Source organism: Stenotrophomonas nitritireducens, assembly GCF_001700965.1.
Lineage (GTDB): Bacteria > Pseudomonadota > Gammaproteobacteria > Xanthomonadales > Xanthomonadaceae > Stenotrophomonas > Stenotrophomonas nitritireducens_A.
In genome coordinates, this window is the sequence record NZ_CP016756.1 from 2,729,012 (window position 1) to 2,750,456 (window position 21,445).

Below are 21,445 nucleotides of genomic sequence, written 5' to 3' on the forward strand. Positions count from 1 at the left end.
CGTCCGCATTCTAGTCCTGTGTAGGAGCGACGTCAGTCGCGAAGCCAGGAGACCTTGCGCATCCGCAGGCTATGCATTTGCATAGAGCCAATGGCGGCGGGATTCAGGGCTTCGCGGCTCACGTCGCTCCCACAAAGATGTTTGGATTCCCGGTGGCTGCAGGATTGTAGGAGCGACGTCAGTCGCGAAGCCGGCGGACCCTGCGCAATCACAAACTGTGCAATTGCGTGGAGTACGCAACCGTTGGATCGCGGGCTTCGCGGCTTGCGCCGCTCCTGCAAGGGTACTGAATCGTGCCCGATCTTCAGCCTGCGGCGTTGTAAGGCGGGTAGTCGATGTACCCCTTGCCGTTGCCGCCGTAGAAGGTAGTCGGGTCGGCCTTGGCCAGCGGGTAGCCGTTGCGCAGGCGCTCGACCAGGTCCGGGTTGCTGATGAATGGCACGCCGAAGCCGGCCAGGTCGATCAGGCCTTCGTCGATCAGCGATTCGGCTGATTCGCGGTCCAGTCCACCTGCCAGGATCAGGCTGGTTTGCGGCAGCTTGCCCTTGATGGTCTTCAGCAATGCGTTGAAACCGGCCTGGCCGGGGTCGGTGCGGGAGAAGCCTGCCTGGTTCATCAGGTGCACGAAGGCCAGCTTGCGCTTGCCGATGGCGTCGGCCAGGGCGGTGTAGGTTTCATCGGTCTGCGGATAGGACGGCATGTCGAAGACGTTGCCGTAGGGCGACAAGCGAATGCCGGTGCGCTCGGCGCCGATGCGCGCAACGATGGCATCAATCACTTCCAGGGTGAAGCGGATCCGGTTCTCCAGCGTTGCCGCCGAGTACTTGTCGTCGCGGTCATTGATCAGCGGATTGAGGAACTGCTCGTGCAGGTAGCCGTTGGCGCCGTGGATTTCCACGCCATCAAAGCCGGCATCCATCGCGTTCTGCGCAGCCTGGGCGAAATCTTCGACCACGCGTGCGACTTCTTCGGTGCTCAGCTGGCGTGGGGCCGGCGGATCAACCATGCCGGGCTCGCCACTTTCGGTATAGCCGAAGGCCTTGGAATTGGCGGGCTGCTTGCTGCTGGCGCTGACCGGCGCGCGTCCATCGGCCTGGATGGAGGGATGCGACATGCGGCCCACGTGCCACAGCTGGGCGACGATCTTGCCGCCCAGCGCACGCACCGAGTTGGTGGTCAGGCGCCAGCCTTCAATCTGCTCCGGGCTGTAGATGCCGGGGTTGAACAGATAGCCCTGGCCCTCGCGCGAAATGGGCGTGCCTTCGCTGACGATCAGGCCTGCGGTGGCGCGCTGTGCGTAATACAGGGCAACGCGTTCGTCGGCAATGTCGTCCGGCGCGCGGGAACGGGTCATCGGCGCCATGACGACGCGGTTGGAAAGCCGGATCCCGGCAAGGTTGTAAGGCTCGAAAAGCGTGCTCATTTCAATGTTCCAGGAAGATCTGATTAGGGGAGGGCAGTGCCTCGGCAACCGGCACTGCAGCTGCAGCGCAACGGGCACCGCAGCAAGGACTGCTGGAACATGGGCACGGTTATGGGCCACCTCAACCGAACAGTGTGGAAAGCAGAATTGCGGCTGCCGCAACATTCACGCGGGCATTGACGATGGCAGGCCGGGCCATCAGCGCTGAAATGGGCCAATGCCGTGCCTGCAATCACGGGTTGTCGGGTGCAGTTGGATCGTCGGCTTCGCAGCTGATGTCGCTGTCACGGAGGGGGCGCTGCCAACCGGATATGAAGCGCCTGAAGCGCGCGCCGGTCATGCGTTGCCTTTATTGAAAGGCGGTGGGTTTTGTGCAGAAAGGCGCTTGTGGCAGACAATCTTGCCTATTCAGGGCGCAGGCCATACGCTCGGCGCAGCATAAACAGGGGATGTTGCATGGCTGCTCGAGGCTTCCTTTTTTCCACCGCCATCGCGCTGGGCCTGGCAGCCTGCGCGGCAGCGGAAGCGCCCGTCCCGGTGCTGCCAGATGCCCGGGCGGGCCAATGCCACAAGGACAGCGACTGCAAGGGCGATCGCATCTGCGAGCAGGGCAGCTGCACCGCACCCCCGCCACAGCCGGTTGAGCCGCAGGCGCCGCCCGCAGCAGCGCCGCTGGTTTCCGCTGATGATGAGAAGGCCGCGCTGGCGGCAGCCATTGCCGGCTATATCGCGCAGAGCAAACAGGAAGCCATTGAAACCTCGTTGATCGAGTCCGAGGAGTTCCGCAAGCTGGTGCGTGGTGATATCAACGGCGATGGGCTTGCCGATCTGGCCGCGAGCACCTTGTTTGCAATCGAAGGCAGCAATACCGACTTCCAGCATCTGTTCGTTTTCCAGCAGCGCGAAGGAAAGCTGGTGTTGATCGACAGCAGCGCCGCCGATGCCGGCAAGCTGGCGGATTTCGATATCGCCGGCGGCCATCTGCAGGTCAGTTACCTGGACTACGCCGAAGAGGATTCGCGTTGTTGCCCGAGCTTGGAGTACAGCAAGCAGTTCGTCGCCGCCGGTGACAAGCTGGTGCTGCGCAACTGATTTGAAGCCATTAGCTGTGCGTGGGAGCGGCGTAAGCCGCGAAGCAGGCAATCTGCCCGCGTGCATGCGATGGCAGTCCCGGGCTTCTTGCACCGTCGCCATCCGCGGCTTCGCGGCTGCGACAAGCCCGGCGATCAGCGGTGCTGCTGGAACAGCCAGTCGCGCCACCAGTTGCCTGGATCGATGTCGGCCGGCGGCGTATGTGCCAGCCCGGCATATTCCCTGAGCTGGATCTGCTTGCCGCCAGCGGCATGAACCGCAGCGACAAAGCGGCGGTCGGCAGTGATCGGGTTTTCCTCATCGGCGCTGCCATGCAGCACCAGAACCGGCAGCGCCTTGAATGTGTCTGCATGCGCGTTGGCCGGAGCGATGCCGGAGATCGGCACGATGGCGGCCAGCAGGTCCGGCTGCAGGGTAGGCGCCAGCCACGCCGCCGATCCGCCCATCGAGAAACCGAGCGCATAGATGCGGCTGTGGTCGACCGGGTTGTCGGCGGCAACGCTGCGCGCCAACGTCAGCGCGGCCGCCAGCACCGGTGCAGCCTGGGCGGACTGATCGGCCGAGGCCGGGCCATAGTTGGCGCTCCTGATAGGGAACTGCGGCACCAGCACGTAGGCCGGGTAGTGCTGGCGTATCTCTGGCACCGCCCAGCTTCTGGCCAGCCTGTCGAGCTGACCGTTATTGTCCGTGCCGATTCCACCGGAGCCATGGAACTGGATCACCAATGGATAGGTTTGCCCGGCCCGCAGGTTGGCCGGGCGCAACAGCCGATAGGGGAGTACTAGGCCATCATCGGCAACGAAACTGCCCACTTCGAACTGCGTGATATCGACTGTGGCAAATACGTCCTTGGCCAGCGGCCCCACCCCGCTTATGTGGGTGACGGTGGCGCTGCCGTGCGTGCTGCCGACGAGCAGGGCCAGACCGATGGCAAGGTAATGCTTGGGCATGTGAGCGCTTCGGGTTGCCTGGGCCGTTGATTGTAGTGGCGGCAATGACGGCGCCGGCGCGAGATTATCTTATCGAAGCCATGCATCCGGCTGCGGGTGAATGCGGTAACGGCGTACGTCATGGGCGCAAGTGCGTGCACCTTCGCGGAATGAACGTTTCTTCGTGACATAGGCCGCCCGCGCGCGCCGTGCTGGCGCCTGGTTTGAGCTAGCATCAGCACAACGGGTGCCCAGGGATTGGAAGGCATGAAGATCGCGGTGATGCGCTGGCTGTTGGTGCTCATGTGGCCGCTTGTGGCGAGCGCGCCGGTGTTTGCGGCACCAGGCGCGCTGCTGGAGGCCACGCCCACCGGCGGCGCACCGGCCGGCACCAAGGCATGGCGCATCCGCTACGAAACCACCGATGTGGATGGCGACCCCACCCAATCCACCGGCGTGCTGATCGCACCCGAAGGCGTGGCGCCGCTGGCCGGGCGCGACGTGGTGGCCTGGGCGCATGGCACGGTGGGTATTGATTCGGCCTGCACGCCGATCCGTACGCTGGATCAGATTCCGGGCCTCGCGCAGATGCTGGCGCGGGGCTGGGTGGTGGTGGCCAGTGATTATCCCGGCCTGGGTACGCGCGGGCCGCATGCCTATCTTGCCGGTGACGCCACTGCAGCGGCGGTGCTGGATTCGGTGCGTGCGGCCAGGGCAGTTGCGGCCGCCGCTGCGGGCCAGCGGTTCGCGGTATGGGGGCATTCGCAGGGCGGGCATGCGGCGCTGTTCAGTGCACAACGGGCGCGCGCCTATGCACCGGAACTGCAGCTACAGGGGGTGGTGGCGGTATCGCCGCCGACCGATCTGGCGGCGAACATGCAGCACGCCGATCCCACGGTGCGTGGTTTGTTGACGGCGTTCACCGCGCGCAGCTGGTCCAGGGTGTACGGCGCTGATCTGTCCACCATTGCCAACAAGGCCACGCAAGGGGTGATCGAGCGCGCCACCCGTGGCTGCGAAGGCGATCCGTTCTCTGCGGCCGCGCTGCTGCGACTGTTGCGGCTGCGTGCACGCCTGGGCAGCCTTGACCTGGCCGGGCGCGCGCCGTGGGACAGTTTGATGGCGCGCAATTCGATCAGCGCGTTGGCGGCCGGGGCGGCGCCGCTGCTGCTGGTGCAATCCGACGCCGATGGGCTGGTGGCCACGCCGGTGACGCAGGGCTTCCGTGACCGCAGTTGCCAGCGCGGCGCCGTCCTGCGTTACCTGCGCCTGCCGGATACCGGCCACGCAACCACCGCGATAGCCTCGGCAGATCAGGCCGTTGCCTGGATTGCCGAGCGCTTCAGCGGCCAGACGCCGGCCAATGACTGCCCGGCCGTGACACCGGACCGCGGCGGAAGTGCTTGAACCTCCCAGGGCCGTGGGTGTGTGATGCCCATCGTTGCCAATGAATCATCGTTGCCACGCTGCTGTAGTCACGGAGGTCCTGCCATGTCGCTGCTGCTTTATGGTCACCCGTTCTCCTCGTATACGCAGAAGGTGCTGATCGCGCTGTATGAGAACGCCATCGCCTTCGAGTTCCGCCTGTTGGGGCCGGATACCCCGGAATACATCGGCCAATGGCTGCAACGCTGGCCGTTGGGCAAGTTTCCATTGCTGCTTGATGGCGACCGCAGCGTGGTGGAAACCAGCATCATCATTGAATACCTGCAGCTCAAGCACCCCGGGCCAATACGATTGCTGCCCGAGCAGCCGATGGCCGCGCTGGACGTGCGCTTCCATGACCGCTTCTTCGATCTGCACGTGATGAGCCCGGTGCAGCATGCGGTGGCCGGTGCCTTGACTGGCGACGACGGCAAGCGCGACGAAGCGCGTGCGTTTGCCGTGCAGAAACTTGAGTTGGCTTACGCGTGGTGGGAAAGCCAGTTGCCGGGCCGCACCTGGGCCTGTGGCGAGGCGTTTTCGCTGGCCGACTGCGCGGCGGCGCCGGCGCTGTTCTACGCCGACTGGGTGCACCGTATCAGCGACGATTACCCGCTGCTGCTGGGCTACCGCCAGCGTCTGCTGCAACGCCCCTCATTCGCGCGCGCGGTCAACGAGGCACGCAGCTACCGTCACCTGTTCCCGCTGGGAGCGCCCGACCGCGATTGATTGCTGGCGGCTGCAACGGGCGCGTGGATCAGCGGTTACTGCGGGCACGTGCGGCATCGCCAACGGCTTCCGCGATGGATCAATCCGAGCCCAGCTTGGCCCAGCGTCCGCCCTCGCGCAGCGTCACCTCGAAACGCGCCCATTGGCGCAGCTCGCTGGCGGTGGCATGGCCGATATCGCCGATGCCATCGCCGGCCACCACGGCGTACACCAGGCGATCGGCAACCGGCCCTGACAACGCCGGGGTTACCGTGACCCGGCGCACGCTCCAGGCGCGGCCGAGGCGGCCATTGCTGTAGCAGCGGCCGGCTTCGATACGGTCCGGATGCAGGGCATCGCGTTCGGCATGTTGCTTGGCCAGCTCCAGCAGTTCGGTCAGGTTTTCGTCGGTGATGTCGACGAACGAATTGAGCTGGCCGATGGCGGCGTGGAAGTCTTCCTGGGTCAGGTCGACACGGCGCTGTGAGGAGGGCACGGCAGCGGTCTGCTGCCGCCGCCGGTGCAGGTGCACCGGGTAGCGGCGCCAGGCGAAGCAGGCATTGAAGGCGATGCCGGCCAACAGGATGGCGGCGACATTTATCGCCACCGGCGTGAGCAGGTAGTGGTAGCCGAGCGCATGCACGTCGCTGCCGCCAATCACGGCGGCAAGCGCAGTGGCGCCGCCGGGCGGGTGGATGCAGCGCAGATAGTGCATCGCGCCTACCGCCAGGCCCACGGCGAGGGCGCCGGTCCAGGCCTGTTCGGGGAACATCAACTGGCAGCTGACGCCAATGAACGCCGACACCAGATGGCCGGCAATCACCGCCCACGGCTGCGACAACGCGCCATGCGGTACCGCGAACACCAGAACCGCACTGGCGCCCATCGACGCCAGGAGGATGGCGCCGCCGTGATGGTTGCCGAACCCGCCCGGGAAGCACCAATGGGTGAGCTGATAGACCACCGTGATGCCGATCAGCGCGCCCAGTGCCGAGATCCATTTTTCCCCATGGCTGGTCTGGTTGCGCTCGATGCTCAGCCAGTTGCGCAGGGGGTGCAGGGGCTTGCTGCTGGACGTCATGGCAGTTGATAGGCGAGGGGTTGCCCATTTTGAGGGTATTTTTGCCTCGCGCATGAGTCCGGATCGGGCCGGTGACCGGTCGCTGATGCGGATTTGTTTGGTGCTCATGGCGTGATTGCGTGCACCGGCATGGGCAGACGGTAGGATGGAGCGCACTCCGTATTGTTGTTCACATGATGCTTTTTGGACCGTTGATCTCGTGGCCGTTCCTGCTCCTGGTGATTGTGCTGCCGCTTGTCGGTGCCGCCATGGCCATCGGCCTGCTGGTGCAGGCCTGGTATTTCCACCGCCATGGCGAGGGCGGATGGGCGAATTTTTTCAACTGGAAGACGCGGATCAGCACCATATTCGTGCTGCTGGTAATGGTGTGGGTGGGCTTTATGGTCTACAAAGTGGCCCAGTTCAAACGCGAATTCGACGTTGAGAACTGGCGGCGTTCCAGCCGCGCACAGTTCGTGCTGGATCGTGACTTCCAGTACGGCGAGTTCAAGGTGCCGAAGGGGACGCTGGTCAATCGCCGCGATGTATTCGATAACGGCGAGCCGCAACGTCCCCTGGGGTTACGTGGTCTGGATGCGCTGCAGTTCACCAAACCGGTGCGGTTGGCCGGCTTGTGGGTAAGCGCACTGGAAATGACGCCCGGGCGCATGCGGCTGGCCACTGACCAGCGCATCAGCCCAGTCTATCACACTGACCCGGAGAGCGGTGATTGGGTGCTGGATACCTCGCGTGCGTTCATCGACTGCAAGGCCGGGGAGAATGTCTGGTTCAATGCGCCGCTGATCGACTATGACATCCAGGCTGAATTCCTCATCGGTGAGCCCGATGGCGCGGCAGCGCGCTTCAAACCAAGTCAATGGCAGTTCACCCGTTGTGAAAGCGACTGGGTACCGATGGAGGTCAAGCCGGCGTTCGCCGAGCCGATGCCGGCGGGAGCGAGCCGGCCGGTGTTCACCGCGCTGGATTGAAGCTGGGCAGGGGCATCGCGGTTTTACGCAGATTTGATGCGGTTGCAGGCCTGCCGCCATCGCCGGTTTATGCGGGTGAAGGAAACAATTCCGCATCGCCGCGCAGCTCGCGTGGCCGCCTTCGGAATGCCCATGAAAACCCGCCGTGCTTCGTTGTATCTCGCCACCTTTGTTGCTTTCACCGCCAGTGCCGATGCATTGGCCATCGATACCAGCGGCAGCGCCGCACTCACCAGTGATTACGTCTGGCGCGGCTCCACCCAGAGCCAGGGCGATGCAGCGATACAGGCAGGCTTTCGCCTGGCCGGCGCCAATGGGGCGTACGCCGCTGTCTCCGGTTCCAGCGTAGAGTTCGCGCCGGAAACGCATGCCAGCAGCGAGCTGGACTTCATCGTCGGCTGGAACGGCAAGCTGGCTGATGCGTGGGCGCTGGATGCCAACCTGCTGCACTACCGTTACCCCGCCACCACGGTCGACCTCAACTGGACCGAACTCAACACCACGCTGACCTGGAAGGACAACTATTGGCTGTCACTAGGCTGGTCGCCGCAGGCCTTGGGAACCACGCAGGATGGTTTGTACACCCAGCTCGGTGTGCGCATGCCGCTGGCATCGCAACTGCGGCTGGAAGCCGCCGCCGGCTGGTACCAGCTTCAGGATGCCGCAGGCGGTGGCTACGCGCACGGCCAGGTCAGTGCGATATGGGCGGTAGCTGCCCCCATCGAGCTGCGCCTGAGCGGGCATTTCACCGATCAGCATGCGCGGGAATTGTTTGGCGAAAACGCTGCCGGCACCCGTTGGGAAGCCGCCGTGCAGGCATCGTTCTGATAGCCGCCAATGCCTCGGCTGTGGGAGCGGCGTAAGCCGCGAAGCAGACATCAATGAGCAATCACCTGATCTGCGATCTGAAGATCTACGAGCTTCGCGACTGACGTCGCTCCCACAGAAGTGCATTGACGCCGCCTTTGTAGGAGCGGCGTAAGCCGCGAAACTAAGATCAATGAGCAGATTGCCCGATCTGCGATCTGAACAAGTACGAGCTTCGCGACTGACGTCGCTCCTACAAGACTGCATGACGTCGCCTTTGTGGGAGCGGCGTAAGTCGCGAAGCTATTGGCATTGAACAGCCCCATCAGCCACGATCCGACAGTGCACGAGCACCGCCACTCACACGCTGCACGCGGCTGCCGGCGAAGCTCAGCGTCAGCTGGATGACAGCGATGAGCGCGATGATCATTGATGCTTCACCGCTGCTGCCCAGGAAGGCCATCAGCAATCCGATCAGCCCCAGGATTGAAACCGCATCGAACAGCAATCGACTGAAGCACCATGTGCAAGCCAATAGCAGTAGATACATCGCTGCGGGAATCGCGGGTGTTCGGGTCATGAAGTAGAGAATGTCCATGTGCGAGGTGCATGGGCGATGGGTTCGGAGGTGCACAATCTAGCTGCGTTGCGTGTTCCCTCTATGCGCCCAATGTGAAGTGAATTTGAAGTGTTCGCCGTTGAGTAGTGAGGACGAAAATGTTGTGGAAATTCACCGTGACCTCCTGCTAGCTTTCGGCATCCAGCAGATATCTATCAGGCGCACTTTGACTTCTCCCGCACGAATCACGCCATTGCGAGCGACAGGTTTCCTCCTGATGCTGGCAGCACTGGCATTGGCCGCCAGCTGGCTTTGGCAGCAGCCCTTTTCGGTTGTCGCCCGCGAGAGCTGGAAGCTCTCCCGCTTGCCGCCGCCAACGGCCATCGTGGTGCCGGTGCAAGGCATCAAGCCGCGGCAGATCGCCGATACCTTCGGCGCGCCACGCGGGCGTGATCGCAAACACCATGGCGTCGACATCTTCGCCAAGCGCGGTACGCCAGTGCTCGCGGCCACAGCTGGCGTGGTGGCGGCTGTGCGCGATAGTGGCCTGGGCGGGCGCCAGGTGTGGCTGATCGGTCCCGCCGGGCAACGCCACTACTACGCGCACCTGCAGGACTGGGTGCCGGGGCTGGCCTACGGGCGCGTTGTCCAGGCGGGCGATGTGCTGGGCTTTGTCGGTGACAGCGGCAATGCGCGCGGCACGCCGCCACACCTGCACTACGGCATCTACGCGGGCGACGGCCCGTTCGACCCGTTGCCGCTGATGCATGCAGGCCAGCCGCGCAAGCGGTAAGGTACGCCCCCTGCAAGCCGCGCTGCCGCGGCGTGAAGCGCCCAACAATGCTGATTGATCAATTCGACCGTGAACACCTGTGGCACCCCTATAGCGCTCTGGGCAGCCCGGTGCCGGTGCTGAAGGTTGCGCGCGCCGATGGCGTGCTGCTGCAGCTGGAAGACGGCACCCAGCTGATCGATGGCATGGCCTCATGGTGGTGCGCCATTCATGGTTACAACCATCCGCAGCTGAACCAGGCCGTGGTTGAACAGCTGGGGCGCATGTCGCATGTGATGTTTGGTGGGCTCACCCATGAGCCGGCCATCGCCCTGGGCAAGCAGCTGCTGCAGATCGTGCCCAAGGGGCTGGATGCGATCTTCTACGCCGACTCCGGTTCGGTATCGGTCGAAGTAGCACTGAAGATGGCGGTGCAGTACCAAGCCGCACGCGGCAAGCCCGGCAAGACCAACATCGCCACCACCCGCTCCGGCTACCACGGCGATACCTGGAACGCGATGTCGGTCTGCGATCCGGTCACCGGCATGCACGGTCTGTTTGGTGCCTCGCTGCCGTCGCGTTGTTTTGTTCCCGCCCCGCAGACGCGCTTCGGCGATGACTGGGACCCCGCCGATATCGCGCCGGTTGCGCAGCTGTTTGCCGAGCGCGCCGATCAGCTGGCCGCCTTCATCATCGAGCCGGTGGTGCAGGGCGCCGGTGGCATGCGCTTCTATCATCCGCAGTATCTGCGTGAGCTGGCGCAGCTGTGCCGTGCGCACGACGTGCTGCTGATCTGCGACGAGATCGCCACCGGCTTCGGCCGCAGCGGGCGCCTGTTCGCCTGCGAGCACGCCGGCATCAGCCCGGACATCCTGTGCATCGGCAAGGCATTGACCGGTGGTTACATGACCCTGGCCGCCACGCTGTGCACGCGTGAGGTGGCCGACGTGATCGCCAGCGCCGAACCGGGCGTGTTCATGCACGGGCCGACCTTCATGGCCAACCCGCTGGCCTGTGCGGTGGCCTTGGCGTCGGTGCAGCTGTTGTTGGCGCAGGATTGGCAAGGCAGAGTGGCGGCGGTTGAAGGCCAGCTTGAACAGGGCCTGGCGCCTGCACGCGTGTTGCCGCAGGTTGCCGATGTACGCGTGCTTGGCGCCATCGGGGTAATCGAGTTGAAGGCTGGTCTGCGCCTGGAACGCATCCAGCAGCGGATGCTGGAACACGGCATATGGATCCGCCCGTTTGGCCGGCTGGTCTATGTGATGCCGCCATTTGTGATTGACGATGCACAGCTGCAGCAGTTGTGCGCAGGCATGGTTGCGCTGGTCACCAGCCTGCAGGAAGAGGATATGCGCGCATGAGCGGCAGGATCGTATTTGTCAGTGGCATCGATACCGAGATCGGCAAGACCGTGGTCACGGGTTGGCTGGCGCAGCAATGGGCGGCGCAGGGCGAGGACGTGATCACCCAGAAGCTGGTGCAGACCGGTTGCGTGGGTGCCTCCGATGACATCCTGCTGCATCGGCGGATCATGGGTACCGGCCTGTTTGAAGAGGACCGTGACGGCACCACGATGCCGGCATTGTTCGCCTACCCGGCATCGCCGCACCTGTCCGCGCGGCTGGAGCAGCGACCACTGGATCTTGCCGCGATCGAAGCGGCGACCGCACGCCTGTGCGAGCGCTACGAGACCGTGCTGATCGAAGGCGCCGGTGGTTTGATGGTGCCGTTGACCGAGCAGTTGCTGACGATTGATTACGTCGCAGGAAAGGGCTGGCCGGTGCTGCTGGTCACCTCGGGACGGCTGGGTTCGATCAATCACACTCTGTTGTCGCTGGAGGCGTTGGCCGCGCGTGGCATCACCTTGCACGGCATTGCCTGGAACAGCCGCGATGACAGCAGTGACGAGGTGATCGCGGCTGACAGCCGAGGCTTTATTCGAGATTGGGTTCTGTCGCGGTTCCCGGAAGCTGTCTGGTATGACGTGCCAAGGATTGATCTGGGGTGAAGCGCGGGAACCGTGTGCCCCCTTTGCTGGTGAAAGGCAGCGTTGCATTCATTGGTGAAAGAGCAGGGAGGGGATGGAGCAGTGGCCGAATTTCGGGCTCATTCCGGGTTGCCAGTCATCTATGATGTAGCCTCCAGACAGGAAGGAGCCTGACATGACATTTGCTTTCCCTGCGTTCCATGAGGAGATACTGGAGCGCGATCACACGTCGGATAATATCGAGGCGGCGATGCGTCGTAACGGCTGGAAAGGCATCCAGAAGACAGCGACAGGCATACGTTGTGCGGTTTCATTCAATCTGTGGTCATTTGGCGAGACGATCGAAGTGACCTGCGAAGACCGCCGGACCGTGCTCCGGAGCAATTGCGTATTGCCCACCCAATGCATGGACTGGGGCAAGAACCGGCGCAACATCACGAACCTGGTTGCTGCGCTGGAGCGTTGATGCGCGCTGCCGGAACAGCCGCGATGACAGCAGTGACGAGGTGATCGCCGCCGACAGCCGCAGCTTCATCCGCGACTGGGTACTGCAGCGCTTCCCCGATGCGGCCTGGTATGACGTGCCGCGGATTGATCTGGGCTGATTGAGTTCGTGGCGAAAAGCACCCCTCCCCAACCCTCCCCTGCGCGTTGCGCAAGGGAGGGGGCGGATCGGCGCTACTGACGCTGTTGCTCGTGCTCCCTCCCTTTGCCGAAGGCAAGGGGAGGGTTGGGGAGGGGTGCTTCTGCCCCTGCTTCAGCCATTAAGGACCTTACTTCTTCAACTTGTAAGCCAACACATAATCGCCGGCCTTGGTTCCCGTAGAGCCGTGCCCGCCAGCCACCAGCAGCACCATCTGCTCGCCCTGGCTGTTGAGGTAGGTCATTGGCGTTGCCTGTCCGCCGGCGGGAATACGTACATCCCACAGCACCTTGCCGGTGGCCAGGTCGTAGGCGCGGAAGTTGTCGTCGGTGGCTGCGCTCATGAAGGCCACGCCGGTGGAAGTCAGCATCGGTCCGCCAATGCCTGGCACACCGATGCGGATCGGCAGCGGGATCGGTGACAGGTCGCGGATGGTGCCGTTGCGGTGCTGGTAGGCGATCTTGCCGGTACGCAGGTCGGCGGCGGCGATCGTGCCCCACGGCGGCACATGGCAGGGCACGCCTATCGGCGACATGAACGGCCCCATCTCCACCGCGTATTCGGCGCCCTTGTTCTCGTTGAGGCCGTGCTCGCCCTTGTTCATCGCGCGGCCGCGGGTTTCATTCTTGGGCACCAGCTTGGACACGAAGGCCAGGTAGGTCGGCATGCCGAACATCACCTGCCGCTGCGGGTCCACTGCCACGCTGCCCCAGTTGAAGGTGCCGAAGTTGCCCGGGTAGACCAGGCTGCCCTGCAGCGTCGGCGGGGTATAGCGGCCGTCGTAGCGCAGCTGCCGGAACTGGATGCGGCACAGCATCTGGTCGATCAGGCTCGCCCCCCACATGTCGGCCTCGCGCAGCGGCTTGGGTTCAAAGCTCAGCGCGGAGGCGGGCTGGGTGGGCGCGGCGTGCTGGCCGGGAATATCCACGTACTGCGGCGCGGTGCGCTCGCTGATCGGCAGCAGCGGCTTGCCGTCGCGGCGGTCCAGCACGTAGACGTCACCCTGTTTGGTTGGCTGCACCAGCGCCGGTACGCGGCCCTGTGGCAGGTCCAAGTCGAGCAGCACCGGTTGCGCCGGGGTGTCCATGTCCCACAGGTCGTGATGCACGAACTGCTGCACCCAGCGCACCTGGCCGCTGCTGAGATCCAGCGCCACCACCGACGATGCGTAGGTTTCCTCGGCCGGGCTGCGGTACATGCCGAGCTGGTCGGGGGTGCGGTTGCCCATCGGGAAGTAGGCCAGGCCCAGGGCTTCGTCAGCACTGGCCACCGACCAGCTGTTCGGCGAGCTGGGGGTGTAGACCTGGTTGGGATTGTTCGGGTCCAGCGGCGCGGTCTGGGTGGGGTTGCCCGAATCCCAGTTCCATAGCAGCTGGCCGCTGTGCACGTCGTAGGCGCGGATCACGCCGGAAGGCGAGTTGATCGCATAGTCGTCGTTGACCGCGCCGGCGACGATGACCTTGCCGCCGGCCACCAGCGGCGGCGAGGTGGAGTAGTAGTAACCGGCCTGCTTGAACGGCATGTTGTGCAGCAGGTCGAGCACGCCGTTGTTGCCGAAGTCGCTGCAGTGCTCGCCGGTCTGTGCATCCAGTGCGTGCAGCTTGGCATCGGCGCTGGGCAGGAACACCCGGCTGCTGCAGGCATGGCCGGTTGCGGGCACGGCGGCCGGTGCAGGTGCGGCGGTTGTGGAGGCGGTGGCGGTCAGGGTGGCCGGCGTTGTTGCGGCAGCTGCGCCGGTGGGCTCGGTGTAGTACGAAAGCCCACGGCAGGTCTGGTGCTGGCGCTGCGGCTCCATGCCGGCGGCGGGGTCGAACTTCCACAGCACCTTGCCGGTATCGGCGTCCAGCGCGAAGGCAAGGCTGTGCGGCGTGCACAGGTAGAGCATGTTGCCGATCTTCAGCGGGGTGACCTCGTAGGTGGTCTCACCCACGTCCTGCGGCAGCCGCACGTCACCGGTCTGCATCTGCCAGGCCAGCTGCAGCTGGCCGACATTGGCCGGGGTGATCTGCGCCAGCGGCGAGTAGCGCTGGCCGTAGCCGCTGCGGCCGTAGGCCTGCCACTCGCCGTCCGGCTGCGGGCTGTCGCCCAGCGCCGGGTTGGCGTTGACGATGTCCATCGGCAGGGTTCCGTCCATCTCGTGCAGGTGACGCGGGATGCCGGCCAAGGCAACCGCCGCCACCGCCAGCGAGGCCAGCAGCACCGGCCAGCCGGCCGGCCCGGTATAGCCACGCGGGCTGGAGCGGCGCGCGGCCGGCAAGGCCATCAGCAGGCCCAGCAGCACCGGCACACCCAGGCGGGTGGCCAGCGGCCACCAGTACAGGCCGGCTTCCCACAGCGACCAGCCCAGCAGCACCAGCAACCAGCCGGCGTACAGCCAGGTGGGCCAGCGCCGGTGGCGCCACAGGCCCCAGGCAACGATCAGCAGCAGTACGCCGCTGAACAGGTAGAACGGGCTGCCGTGCAGCGCCAGCAGCCAGCCGCCACCCACGGCCAGGGCCAGCCCGAACAGGCTCGTCAACAACAAGGTCAGAAAACGCATGGCGTCCCCCGCAGGTACAGAAGATGTACCCATGCTGCGCCCAGTCATGTCTGCATGGCGTCACGCGCGCTGTTAACAATCCCGCCGTAGAATCACGGTCTTGTCGAGCGGGGAGTGAGCATGAGCATTCTGGACTTCATCAAGAAGGAACTGATCGAGATCATCGAATGGACCGATGACTCGCGGGACACGCTGTCCTACCGGTGGCCCGACGAGGACCGCCAGATCAAGAACGGCGCGCAGCTGATCGTGCGCGAATCGCAGATGGTGCAGTTTGTTGCTGCCGGCCAGTACGCCGACCTGTTTGGGCCGGGCAAGCACACGCTGAGCACCCAGAACATCCCGGTGCTGTCCACCATCCTGGGCTGGAAGTACGGCTTTGAATCGCCGTTCAAGTGCGATGTCTACTACCTCAACACGCGCCTGTTCACCGGCAACAAGTGGGGTACCGCAAACCCGGTGATGATGCGCGACGCCGATTTCGGCGTGGTCCGCCTGCGTGCGTTCGGCACCTACGATTTCCGCATCGTCGATCCGCCCAAATTCCTCAAGGAAGTGGCCGGCACCGACCAGAATTTCCGTCTGGACGAGTTCGCCGACACCATGCGTTCGCGCATCGTCAGCGTGTTTACCGAGGCGCTGGCCAAGGCCGGTGTACCGGCGCTGGACGTGGCCTCGCGCTACTCCGAGCTGGGTGAGGCGCTGCTGCCGCTGATCAACCCGGCCATGTCCGGCAAGTACGGCATCGAGATCACCAGCTTCATCCTGGAAAACGTGTCGGTGCCGCCGGAAGTGGAACAGGCCATCGACAAGCGCTCCAGCATGGGCGTGATCGGCAATCTCAACGACTACGTCAAATACCAGATGGGCCATGGCATGGGCGAAGGCGGCGAAGGTGCTGCCGCCGCCGCGGTGCCGGCACAGATGGCGATGGGCTTTGGCATGGCCCAGGAAATGATGCGCAATATGCAGAGCGGCGCGCCGGGGGTGCCGGGTGCGGCAGTACCGCCGCCGCTGCCGCCGGCTGGCGGCGATGCACCGCTGCTGGATGTGCTGACCCCGGAACAGGCCGCGCAGGCGCTGTCGGTGTCGGTGGAAGACGTGATGGCGTCGATTGCCGCCGGTGACCTGAAGGCACGCAAGATCGGCAATGCCACCCGTATTGCCCGTTCCGCACTAGAAGAGTTCCTGCGCGGCTGATGAACAACGCAACAGTTGGCAAACATCCCTGCCCGGAATGCGGCGGGGATCTGCAGTGGAATGCCGCCAAACAGGCCTTGGCCTGCCCCTACTGCGGCACCATCGTGCCGCTGTCGGAGGCGGCCGAGGGGGTGGGCGATGGCAGTGCCGGCGTGGTCGAGCTGGACCTGCTGGAGGCTTTGGCGCGGATGGATGCACAGGCGGCCATGCCGCCGCCGCTGCCGCCACTGCAGCAGGGCGGTGTGGCCGGCATGCTGCAGAGCATGGCCGCCACCCCGGCCGAGCAGCGTGGCTATGGCGGGCAACCGCGCGAGGTGCAATGCCGGAGCTGCCATGCGATCTCGGTGTTTGTCGATGGCAGGGTGGCCGACCGCTGCGAATTCTGCGGTTCGCCCTCGATCATCGCGCATGAATCGCTGGGCGATGCGATCACCCCGCAGAGCGTGCTGCCGTTCAAGATCAGCGACGGCCAGGTGCGCGACATCATCCGCCAGTGGTACGGCACGCGTTGGTTCGCGCCAAGCAAGCTCAAGCGCGCGGCGCTGACCGATACGCTCAAGGGCATGTACCTGCCGTACTGGACGTTCGATGCGCAGGTGTCCGCGCGCTGGACCGCCGAGGCCGGGCATTACTACTACGTCACCGTCAGCTACCGCGATTCCAAGGGCAATACCCAGACCCGGCAGGAGCGGCGCACGCGTTGGGTGCCGGCCTCCGGTTCGCTGCAGCACTTCTTCGACGACGAGCTGGTGCCGGGCACGGTAGGTGTGCATCCGGAGCTGCTGGCCAAGATCGGCCGGTTCCCGACCAACACTGACCTGAAACCATATACGCCGGAGTTCGTACGTGGCTGGACGGTGGAGCGCTACCAGGTGGACCTGCGCCAGGCGGCGCAGCAGGGCCAGGAGCGCATGCAGGAGCAGACCCGCTACCTGTGTTCCGAACAGGTGCCCGGCGATACCCAGCGCAACCTGCAGGTGCAGGCCACTTACAGCAAGCGTACCTTCAAGCACATCCTGGTGCCGGTGTGGCTGGTCAGTTACACCTATGGCGCGCGCAGCTACCAGGTGCTGGCCAATGGCTATACCGGTGCACTGGCCGGTGAGCGCCCTTACAGCGCGTGGAAGATTTTCTTCACGGTGCTGGGCGCTGTGCTGGGACTGCTGCTTATGCTGTTGGTGCTTGGCGGCGGGCGCTGACCAGGCGAAGTTGCCTGCCCGATGCGGCACCGCGCCGCGTTGGCTTCAGCCTCAGCGCTTGAAATGCAGGGTTTCAGCACCATATAGGAGCATTGGAATGCAACAAGAGGGAGGCTTATGGAAGCCAACATGGCTGGACGCGTCCAGTGCAACAAGTGCAAGGCGGTCTACGCGCCGGTGATCAAAGTGCTGGAACGGGTATGCCCGGAATGCCTTTCGATGAAAACGGTAATGCTGCAGGCGCCGCAGATGGCGCGCAGCGACAGCTGAGCGCAGCCACACAACAGATCCGACAAGGCCAGGCAACGTCCTGGCCTTTTCATTGCCCGCGCCATGCGCCGGGCTGGGCGATTACTCGCCCAGGTGCACCACCGGCAGGAACCCACCGTAGACCAGGCGCTTGCCATCGAAGGGCATGGGATTGGTGGCTGGGTCCATGCGTGGGTCTTCCATCATCCTGCGCATGCCGGCATCGCGGGTGGCCTTGTCCGGCCACTCTATCCACGAAAACACCACGGCTTCATCGTCCTTGGCCTGTACGGCGCGATGGAAGTCGGTCAGCGTTCCATGTGGCACGTCATCGGACCAGCATTCGGTGACGCGCAGCGCTCCGAATTCGATGAACAGTGCATCGGCAATGTGTGCGTGCTGGATGAATTTGGCCTTGTTGGCCAGTGGCACGGCGGCCAGGAAACCATCGACATAGGACATGGCGAACCTCGCGGGAGCAGCGGCCAGGGCGGCCGCCTTGGGTGGCAACGGCGGAGTGGGCGTCGGCTTGATTGTGCGCCCGGCAATGTTGCAACCGTGCAAAACCGCGCCGGTGCGGATGTCATTCGCCGTCGGGTTCGTGCGACGTGCTTACACCGGCCTGTGCCGCAGCAAGGGCGCGGCCCGGCGGGGTTCACGCGTCCGGTGTGGCGCAAAGGTTTCGGACGGCAGCGCAACGCTCAGGCCCCGGAATATGAACGCGCCTTGGCGGCGCCGCAGCGGCCCGTGACCGTGAAGTGGCGGGTACACGCGCCGGTTGGCATGCCGGCAAGGGGGCGGGCCGGGCGAGCATCGCGTTCAATGAATGCCGATCGCCGCCGCTATGGGGGGATGCCTCGTCAACAGCAGCCCCGGCACCCCACCGCGCTGCTCCAGAACGGCTTTCATGTTGAAACACGTCCCGTCCTGCAGCCGCAGATGCCGTCATCATGCGGTTGTCGGCAGGAGGCGCTGGAGGTGGTGCTTGCTTCCCCGCAACCGCAGCCGGGTGTTGCCGGCAGGGCCGATCCCTGCTCCGCCGACAGTGTCCCTGCAGGTACGCGATTGACCGCATAACGCCAGCTGCGGCTGGCATCAGGAGAGTTGTAATGCAGTTTGTTTCCCGCAATACCCTGGCTACCGCGCTGGCCGTGCTGTGCCTGCCGACCATGGCCTGGGCCCAGGATTCCGCACCGGCCACCAAGGTATCGGCGCAGATCTTCGTCAACGCCAGTCAGTTGGATCGCGATGGCGTGGACAGCGACGATGAAGGCCTGGCGATGGAGCTCAAGCGCACCTTCATCACCGTGGATCATCGTTTCAACCAGCAGTGGTCGGCACAGGTCACCACCGACGTGCAATGGCTGCGCAACAGTGACCCCACCGACGTATGGCTGCGCCACGCCTACCTGCAGCGCAGTTTTGGCAAGGGCACCTGGCTGCGTTTCGGCAATGCGCCGCTGCCGTGGATCCAGCAGGAGTCGGCACGTGATGGTTACCGCTATGTCGATGGTGCGCTGATCACCCGCAGCAAGATGGGCAATGCGGCTGATTACGGCGTGCATGGCCAGTACACGCGTGGTGATTTCACGTACGCCGCCTCGGTGGTCACCGGTGGTGGCTACCAGAAGCCGCGTCTGGGCGATCACCCCGATGTCGAGGTGCGGGTTGGCTGGGCAGCGGCCAAGGGCGTGGAGTTGGCGCTGGGCGGCTACCGCGGCACCCGCGCACTGGATTCCGGTGACATGCCACGCGAGCACACCGCACAGCGCTGGAATGCGATGGCCAGCTGGGTTGGCGAGCGCGGCCGGATGGGTGCGCAGTACTTCTATGCTGAGGATTGGACCCGCGTGGTCAAGCCTGGCAGTGACGACCAGCGTGGTTGGTCGGTGTGGGGCAGCTATCAGTTGAGCCCGCAGTACGCCGTGTTCACCCGTCACGAGGAAACCCGGATGAGCCTGGATATCAATCCGCTGAACCGCGAGCGTTATCACCTGGTCGGTGTGGAGTGGAAGCCGAACAAGTACCTGCGCCTGGCCGCAGTCGGCAAGCAGGTCACCCAGGAAACGGCCACCGCGCGCAAGGAAAGCCACGAAGCCGGTCTGTGGGCGCAGCTGGCGTTTTGATCGCGTTGCGGGAATAGCAAAAGCAACCCTCCCCAACCCTCCCCTTCGCTGCGCGAAAGGGAGGGGGCCTTTCTTCGCTATGCAAACAGGGGCGGCTACTCGCCTTGCTCCTCCCCTTTGGCGCAGCCAAGGGGGAGGTTGGGAGGGGGTTGGCGTTTGCTTGGGGCTTTGTGTTTGCCGCCAAGAGCACCCCTCCCCAACCCGTCCGGCTCGAAGGCATAGCCTTAGGTCGTTCATCAGGCCGCGCGCCAGTGGCGCGCAAGCAGGCCTTCTTCACCCCCTTCGCTGCGCGAAAGGGATGGGGCGTAGTGCCGAGCCATGCTCGGCGGGAGCGTCACCGGCAATGCCAAATGTAGAGCCGAGCCATGCTCGGCAGGAGCGTCACCGGTAAAGCCCCAGCCGAGTATGGCTCGGCTCTACAGGTGGGGCGGGCGCCGAGCGGCTTACTCGCCCTGGTACTGCTTTTCTTCCACCAGCGCCGAGCCGGCTACGCGGTTGATCTCGTTCTTCACCACGATGCGCTCACCATTGGTGCCGTACACGCCACGCGCCAGGGTGATGAACTCCGCACCGAAATCCTGCGCGGCTTCCTTCTCGCGCAGCCGGTCCTGGATTTCCCACATGCGTTCGTTGATGGCCTTGAGCTGGTCCTTGAGCGCGCCCAGCGAAGGACGTGCCTCCTGTTGCGCCAGCCACAACGGCCACAGGCCCTGCAGCTCGGTACGGATATTGGCCAGCTTGGCGGTGTCGCGGATGCGCTCGGCCTTGATTTCGAGGATGGTGATCTTGTCGATCAACTCGCCAATCGATACCGGGGTGAGGAGGGTCTGCATGGGGGCCGCCGTGGGTTCCTGTAATGGCGGCAATGATAGCGCCGCGCTGGCGCCGGCAAAGGTTGCCGATGCACCGGTATTGGCGTTGATCGCTTGCCAGTGCGCACAATGCGGGCCCGACCTGATCTGGAGTTGCCGATGCTGCGTTCTTTCGCCACCGCGGTACTGTTGCTGGGCGCGGCCAGCGCGCAGGGTACCGATGCCCTGCAAGGTGCCTGGCAGCTGCAGTCCGGGGAGTTCATCAACCCGGAAGGGGCGCTGGTGGATTACGCCAGCAAGCAGCTGGCCGGCACCAAGGTATTGGCCGATGGCCGCTTCGCCTTCACCACCACCAGCGGCGGCAAGTTCTGGGCCGGTGGCTCAGGCACCTACCGCAGTGAGGGCGGGCAGTACGTGGAAACGCCGTTGATGGCGTCCTACCCGCTGGAAAATGGTGGCAGCTACCACTTCCGCTACACGCTGGAAGGTGACGTGTGGACGCTGGAGCGCTGGGACGGCGAGCGCCGGGTGGAGCGTGAAGTCTGGAAACGCGCGCGCTGACGCGGTAGTGGGCGGTTGGGTTGTAGGAACGGCATAAGCCGCGAAGCTGACAATCCATGACGGTACTGGAAAGCCGCGAACGGAAGCGGCATCAGCTTCGCGGCTTACGCCGCTCCCACGGATACGCATCAACGCGGCGGGAAGCCGGCTTCTTCCAGGGCCTTGGTGAAGCTTTCAACCGGCTGGCTGGATTCGATCTTCACATTCTTGCCGGGCAGGTCGATCTCGACCGTCGCGGTGGGGTCCACGGCCTTGAGCGCGGCGGTCACGCTGCGTGCGCAGCCGCCACAGGTCATGCTTTCGATATGCAGTTTCATGGGGGTTTCTCCGGTTGGGAGTGCTCACCTTGGACCTTCCCATGATGGCAA

General features: G+C 64.5%; 23 protein-coding genes. 15 read left to right on the plus strand and 8 right to left on the minus strand.

Translation table 11 applies throughout. The annotated features are described in order from the left end of the window. Nucleotides 1-304: 304 nt before the first annotated feature. Nucleotides 305-1,423: an alkene reductase gene (locus BCV67_RS11435; protein WP_062170276.1), complete on the minus strand. Its 1,119-nt coding sequence runs from the start codon at nucleotides 1,421-1,423 to the stop codon at nucleotides 305-307. A gap of 456 nt (nucleotides 1,424-1,879) precedes the next feature. Between BCV67_RS11435 and BCV67_RS11440 the strand changes: the two genes are divergently transcribed. After that, the gene (locus BCV67_RS11440) at nucleotides 1,880-2,515 is read left to right on the plus strand and encodes a hypothetical protein (RefSeq protein ID WP_062170274.1); all 636 of its coding nucleotides are present in this window, start codon (nucleotides 1,880-1,882) and stop codon (nucleotides 2,513-2,515) included. A 134-nt stretch (nucleotides 2,516-2,649) separates the two neighbouring features. On the opposite strand, the gene BCV67_RS11445 is transcribed toward BCV67_RS11440, so the two are convergent. Beyond that, a complete protein-coding gene (locus tag BCV67_RS11445) occupies nucleotides 2,650-3,465 on the minus strand; it encodes a dienelactone hydrolase family protein (protein ID WP_062170271.1) in 816 nt (271 codons plus the stop codon). A 246-nt stretch (nucleotides 3,466-3,711) separates the two neighbouring features. Between BCV67_RS11445 and BCV67_RS11450 the strand changes: the two genes are divergently transcribed. Both BCV67_RS11450 and BCV67_RS11455 read left to right on the plus strand, forming a co-directional pair. Further along, on the plus strand, nucleotides 3,712-4,851 hold the full coding sequence (locus BCV67_RS11450; RefSeq protein ID WP_062170269.1) for an alpha/beta fold hydrolase: 1,140 nt from the start codon (nucleotides 3,712-3,714) through the stop codon (nucleotides 4,849-4,851). 84 nt (nucleotides 4,852-4,935) lie between these two features. Next, nucleotides 4,936-5,595: a glutathione S-transferase family protein gene (locus BCV67_RS11455; protein ID WP_062170267.1), complete on the plus strand. Its 660-nt coding sequence runs from the start codon at nucleotides 4,936-4,938 to the stop codon at nucleotides 5,593-5,595. A 79-nt stretch (nucleotides 5,596-5,674) separates the two neighbouring features. Here BCV67_RS11455 and BCV67_RS11460 read toward each other — a convergent pair whose 3' ends face one another. After that, entirely contained in the window at nucleotides 5,675-6,655 is a 981-nt protein-coding gene (locus BCV67_RS11460) for an HPP family protein (RefSeq protein ID WP_062170265.1), read from the minus strand. Nucleotides 6,656-6,828: 173 nt separating this feature from the next. Between BCV67_RS11460 and BCV67_RS11465 the strand changes: the two genes are divergently transcribed. Further along, a complete protein-coding gene (locus BCV67_RS11465) occupies nucleotides 6,829-7,623 on the plus strand; it encodes a hypothetical protein (protein ID WP_062170263.1) in 795 nt (264 codons plus the stop codon). Between the two features lie 132 nt (nucleotides 7,624-7,755). Next, nucleotides 7,756-8,451 carry a TorF family putative porin gene (locus tag BCV67_RS11470; protein ID WP_062170261.1) on the plus strand — a complete coding sequence of 232 codons (696 nt, stop codon included), beginning with the start codon at nucleotides 7,756-7,758 and terminating at the stop codon, nucleotides 8,449-8,451. A 304-nt stretch (nucleotides 8,452-8,755) separates the two neighbouring features. Here BCV67_RS11470 and BCV67_RS11475 read toward each other — a convergent pair whose 3' ends face one another. Next, nucleotides 8,756-9,028, minus strand: coding sequence for a hypothetical protein (locus BCV67_RS11475; protein ID WP_156455883.1), 273 nt, complete (start codon nucleotides 9,026-9,028; stop codon nucleotides 8,756-8,758). Between the two features lie 238 nt (nucleotides 9,029-9,266). Here BCV67_RS11475 and BCV67_RS11480 point away from each other — a divergent pair, with 238 nt between their 5' ends. The 5 genes from BCV67_RS11480 to BCV67_RS20115 all read left to right on the plus strand — a co-directional run bounded on the left by BCV67_RS11480 (nucleotide 9,267) and on the right by BCV67_RS20115 (nucleotide 12,353). Next, entirely contained in the window at nucleotides 9,267-9,782 is a 516-nt protein-coding gene (locus tag BCV67_RS11480; protein ID WP_082746637.1) for a M23 family metallopeptidase, read from the plus strand. A gap of 47 nt (nucleotides 9,783-9,829) precedes the next feature. After that, nucleotides 9,830-11,122, plus strand: a complete 1,293-nt coding sequence (gene bioA / locus BCV67_RS11485; RefSeq protein ID WP_062170257.1) for an adenosylmethionine--8-amino-7-oxononanoate transaminase — start codon at nucleotides 9,830-9,832, stop codon at nucleotides 11,120-11,122. Beyond that, complete coding sequence (bioD, locus tag BCV67_RS11490; RefSeq protein ID WP_062170255.1) at nucleotides 11,119-11,769, plus strand: dethiobiotin synthase; 651 nt, start codon at nucleotides 11,119-11,121, stop codon at nucleotides 11,767-11,769. Before bioA ends, bioD begins: the two co-directional genes overlap by 4 nt. A gap of 154 nt (nucleotides 11,770-11,923) precedes the next feature. Beyond that, entirely contained in the window at nucleotides 11,924-12,214 is a 291-nt protein-coding gene (locus BCV67_RS11495) for a hypothetical protein (protein WP_062170253.1), read from the plus strand. Next, complete coding sequence (locus tag BCV67_RS20115; protein WP_156455882.1) at nucleotides 12,195-12,353, plus strand: hypothetical protein; 159 nt, start codon at nucleotides 12,195-12,197, stop codon at nucleotides 12,351-12,353. Before BCV67_RS11495 ends, BCV67_RS20115 begins: the two co-directional genes overlap by 20 nt. Nucleotides 12,354-12,521: 168 nt before the next feature. Here the strand turns inward: BCV67_RS20115 and BCV67_RS11500 are convergent, their stop codons facing one another. Next, nucleotides 12,522-14,930 (minus strand): membrane-bound PQQ-dependent dehydrogenase, glucose/quinate/shikimate family, encoded by a 2,409-nt coding sequence (locus tag BCV67_RS11500; protein WP_062170251.1) that lies wholly within the window; start codon nucleotides 14,928-14,930, stop codon nucleotides 12,522-12,524. A 120-nt stretch (nucleotides 14,931-15,050) separates the two neighbouring features. Here BCV67_RS11500 and BCV67_RS11505 point away from each other — a divergent pair, with 120 nt between their 5' ends. From BCV67_RS11505 to BCV67_RS20120, 3 genes are all read left to right on the plus strand, one after another. Next, nucleotides 15,051-16,130: an SPFH and helix-turn-helix domain-containing protein gene (locus BCV67_RS11505; protein ID WP_062170249.1), complete on the plus strand. Its 1,080-nt coding sequence runs from the start codon at nucleotides 15,051-15,053 to the stop codon at nucleotides 16,128-16,130. Next, nucleotides 16,130-17,329 (plus strand): hypothetical protein, encoded by a 1,200-nt coding sequence (locus BCV67_RS11510; protein ID WP_062170247.1) that lies wholly within the window; start codon nucleotides 16,130-16,132, stop codon nucleotides 17,327-17,329. Before BCV67_RS11505 ends, BCV67_RS11510 begins: the two co-directional genes overlap by 1 nt. A gap of 129 nt (nucleotides 17,330-17,458) precedes the next feature. Next, the gene (locus BCV67_RS20120; RefSeq protein WP_156455881.1) at nucleotides 17,459-17,599 is read left to right on the plus strand and encodes a hypothetical protein; all 141 of its coding nucleotides are present in this window, start codon (nucleotides 17,459-17,461) and stop codon (nucleotides 17,597-17,599) included. An 81-nt stretch (nucleotides 17,600-17,680) separates the two neighbouring features. On the opposite strand, the gene BCV67_RS11515 is transcribed toward BCV67_RS20120, so the two are convergent. Further along, nucleotides 17,681-18,040, minus strand: a complete 360-nt coding sequence (locus tag BCV67_RS11515; RefSeq protein ID WP_062170245.1) for a DUF1428 domain-containing protein — start codon at nucleotides 18,038-18,040, stop codon at nucleotides 17,681-17,683. 647 nt (nucleotides 18,041-18,687) lie between these two features. Between BCV67_RS11515 and BCV67_RS11520 the strand changes: the two genes are divergently transcribed. Beyond that, nucleotides 18,688-19,704 (plus strand): hypothetical protein, encoded by a 1,017-nt coding sequence (locus BCV67_RS11520; protein WP_231732403.1) that lies wholly within the window; start codon nucleotides 18,688-18,690, stop codon nucleotides 19,702-19,704. Nucleotides 19,705-20,147: 443 nt separating this feature from the next. Here BCV67_RS11520 and BCV67_RS11525 read toward each other — a convergent pair whose 3' ends face one another. Then, nucleotides 20,148-20,537 carry a DUF6165 family protein gene (locus BCV67_RS11525; RefSeq protein WP_062170243.1) on the minus strand — a complete coding sequence of 130 codons (390 nt, stop codon included), beginning with the start codon at nucleotides 20,535-20,537 and terminating at the stop codon, nucleotides 20,148-20,150. 138 nt (nucleotides 20,538-20,675) lie between these two features. Between BCV67_RS11525 and BCV67_RS11530 the strand changes: the two genes are divergently transcribed. After that, the gene (locus BCV67_RS11530; protein ID WP_062170241.1) at nucleotides 20,676-21,077 is read left to right on the plus strand and encodes a hypothetical protein; all 402 of its coding nucleotides are present in this window, start codon (nucleotides 20,676-20,678) and stop codon (nucleotides 21,075-21,077) included. Nucleotides 21,078-21,205: 128 nt separating this feature from the next. On the opposite strand, the gene BCV67_RS11535 is transcribed toward BCV67_RS11530, so the two are convergent. Then, on the minus strand, nucleotides 21,206-21,394 hold the full coding sequence (locus BCV67_RS11535) for a heavy-metal-associated domain-containing protein (RefSeq protein ID WP_057626485.1): 189 nt from the start codon (nucleotides 21,392-21,394) through the stop codon (nucleotides 21,206-21,208). Nucleotides 21,395-21,445 lie beyond the last annotated feature (51 nt).

What these genes read in the sequence shown, in the direction of transcription:
- BCV67_RS11515 (WP_062170245.1), bottom strand. Translation starts at nt 18,040, where the DNA reads ATGTCCTATGTCGATGGTTTCCTGGCCGCCGTGCCACTGGCCAACAAG.
- BCV67_RS11525 (WP_062170243.1), bottom strand. Translation starts at nt 20,537, where the DNA reads ATGCAGACCCTCCTCACCCCGGTATCGATTGGCGAGTTGATCGACAAG.
- BCV67_RS11465 (WP_062170263.1), top strand. Translation starts at nt 6,829, where the DNA reads ATGATGCTTTTTGGACCGTTGATCTCGTGGCCGTTCCTGCTCCTGGTG.
- BCV67_RS11480 (WP_082746637.1), top strand. Translation starts at nt 9,267, where the DNA reads ATGCTGGCAGCACTGGCATTGGCCGCCAGCTGGCTTTGGCAGCAGCCC.
- bioD (WP_062170255.1), top strand. Translation starts at nt 11,119, where the DNA reads ATGAGCGGCAGGATCGTATTTGTCAGTGGCATCGATACCGAGATCGGC.
- BCV67_RS11495 (WP_062170253.1), top strand. Translation starts at nt 11,924, where the DNA reads ATGACATTTGCTTTCCCTGCGTTCCATGAGGAGATACTGGAGCGCGAT.
- BCV67_RS11455 (WP_062170267.1), top strand. Translation starts at nt 4,936, where the DNA reads ATGTCGCTGCTGCTTTATGGTCACCCGTTCTCCTCGTATACGCAGAAG.
- BCV67_RS11450 (WP_062170269.1), top strand. Translation starts at nt 3,712, where the DNA reads ATGAAGATCGCGGTGATGCGCTGGCTGTTGGTGCTCATGTGGCCGCTT.
- BCV67_RS11510 (WP_062170247.1), top strand. Translation starts at nt 16,130, where the DNA reads ATGAACAACGCAACAGTTGGCAAACATCCCTGCCCGGAATGCGGCGGG.
- BCV67_RS11500 (WP_062170251.1), bottom strand. Translation starts at nt 14,930, where the DNA reads ATGCGTTTTCTGACCTTGTTGTTGACGAGCCTGTTCGGGCTGGCCCTG.
- BCV67_RS11445 (WP_062170271.1), bottom strand. Translation starts at nt 3,465, where the DNA reads ATGCCCAAGCATTACCTTGCCATCGGTCTGGCCCTGCTCGTCGGCAGC.
- BCV67_RS11505 (WP_062170249.1), top strand. Translation starts at nt 15,051, where the DNA reads ATGAGCATTCTGGACTTCATCAAGAAGGAACTGATCGAGATCATCGAA.
- BCV67_RS11435 (WP_062170276.1), bottom strand. Translation starts at nt 1,423, where the DNA reads ATGAGCACGCTTTTCGAGCCTTACAACCTTGCCGGGATCCGGCTTTCC.
- BCV67_RS20120 (WP_156455881.1), top strand. Translation starts at nt 17,459, where the DNA reads ATGGCTGGACGCGTCCAGTGCAACAAGTGCAAGGCGGTCTACGCGCCG.
- bioA (WP_062170257.1), top strand. Translation starts at nt 9,830, where the DNA reads ATGCTGATTGATCAATTCGACCGTGAACACCTGTGGCACCCCTATAGC.
- BCV67_RS11530 (WP_062170241.1), top strand. Translation starts at nt 20,676, where the DNA reads ATGCTGCGTTCTTTCGCCACCGCGGTACTGTTGCTGGGCGCGGCCAGC.
- BCV67_RS11535 (WP_057626485.1), bottom strand. Translation starts at nt 21,394, where the DNA reads ATGAAACTGCATATCGAAAGCATGACCTGTGGCGGCTGCGCACGCAGC.
- BCV67_RS11440 (WP_062170274.1), top strand. Translation starts at nt 1,880, where the DNA reads ATGGCTGCTCGAGGCTTCCTTTTTTCCACCGCCATCGCGCTGGGCCTG.
- BCV67_RS11460 (WP_062170265.1), bottom strand. Translation starts at nt 6,655, where the DNA reads ATGACGTCCAGCAGCAAGCCCCTGCACCCCCTGCGCAACTGGCTGAGC.
- BCV67_RS11470 (WP_062170261.1), top strand. Translation starts at nt 7,756, where the DNA reads ATGAAAACCCGCCGTGCTTCGTTGTATCTCGCCACCTTTGTTGCTTTC.
- BCV67_RS11475 (WP_156455883.1), bottom strand. Translation starts at nt 9,028, where the DNA reads ATGGACATTCTCTACTTCATGACCCGAACACCCGCGATTCCCGCAGCG.
- BCV67_RS11520 (WP_231732403.1), top strand. Translation starts at nt 18,688, where the DNA reads ATGCAGTTTGTTTCCCGCAATACCCTGGCTACCGCGCTGGCCGTGCTG.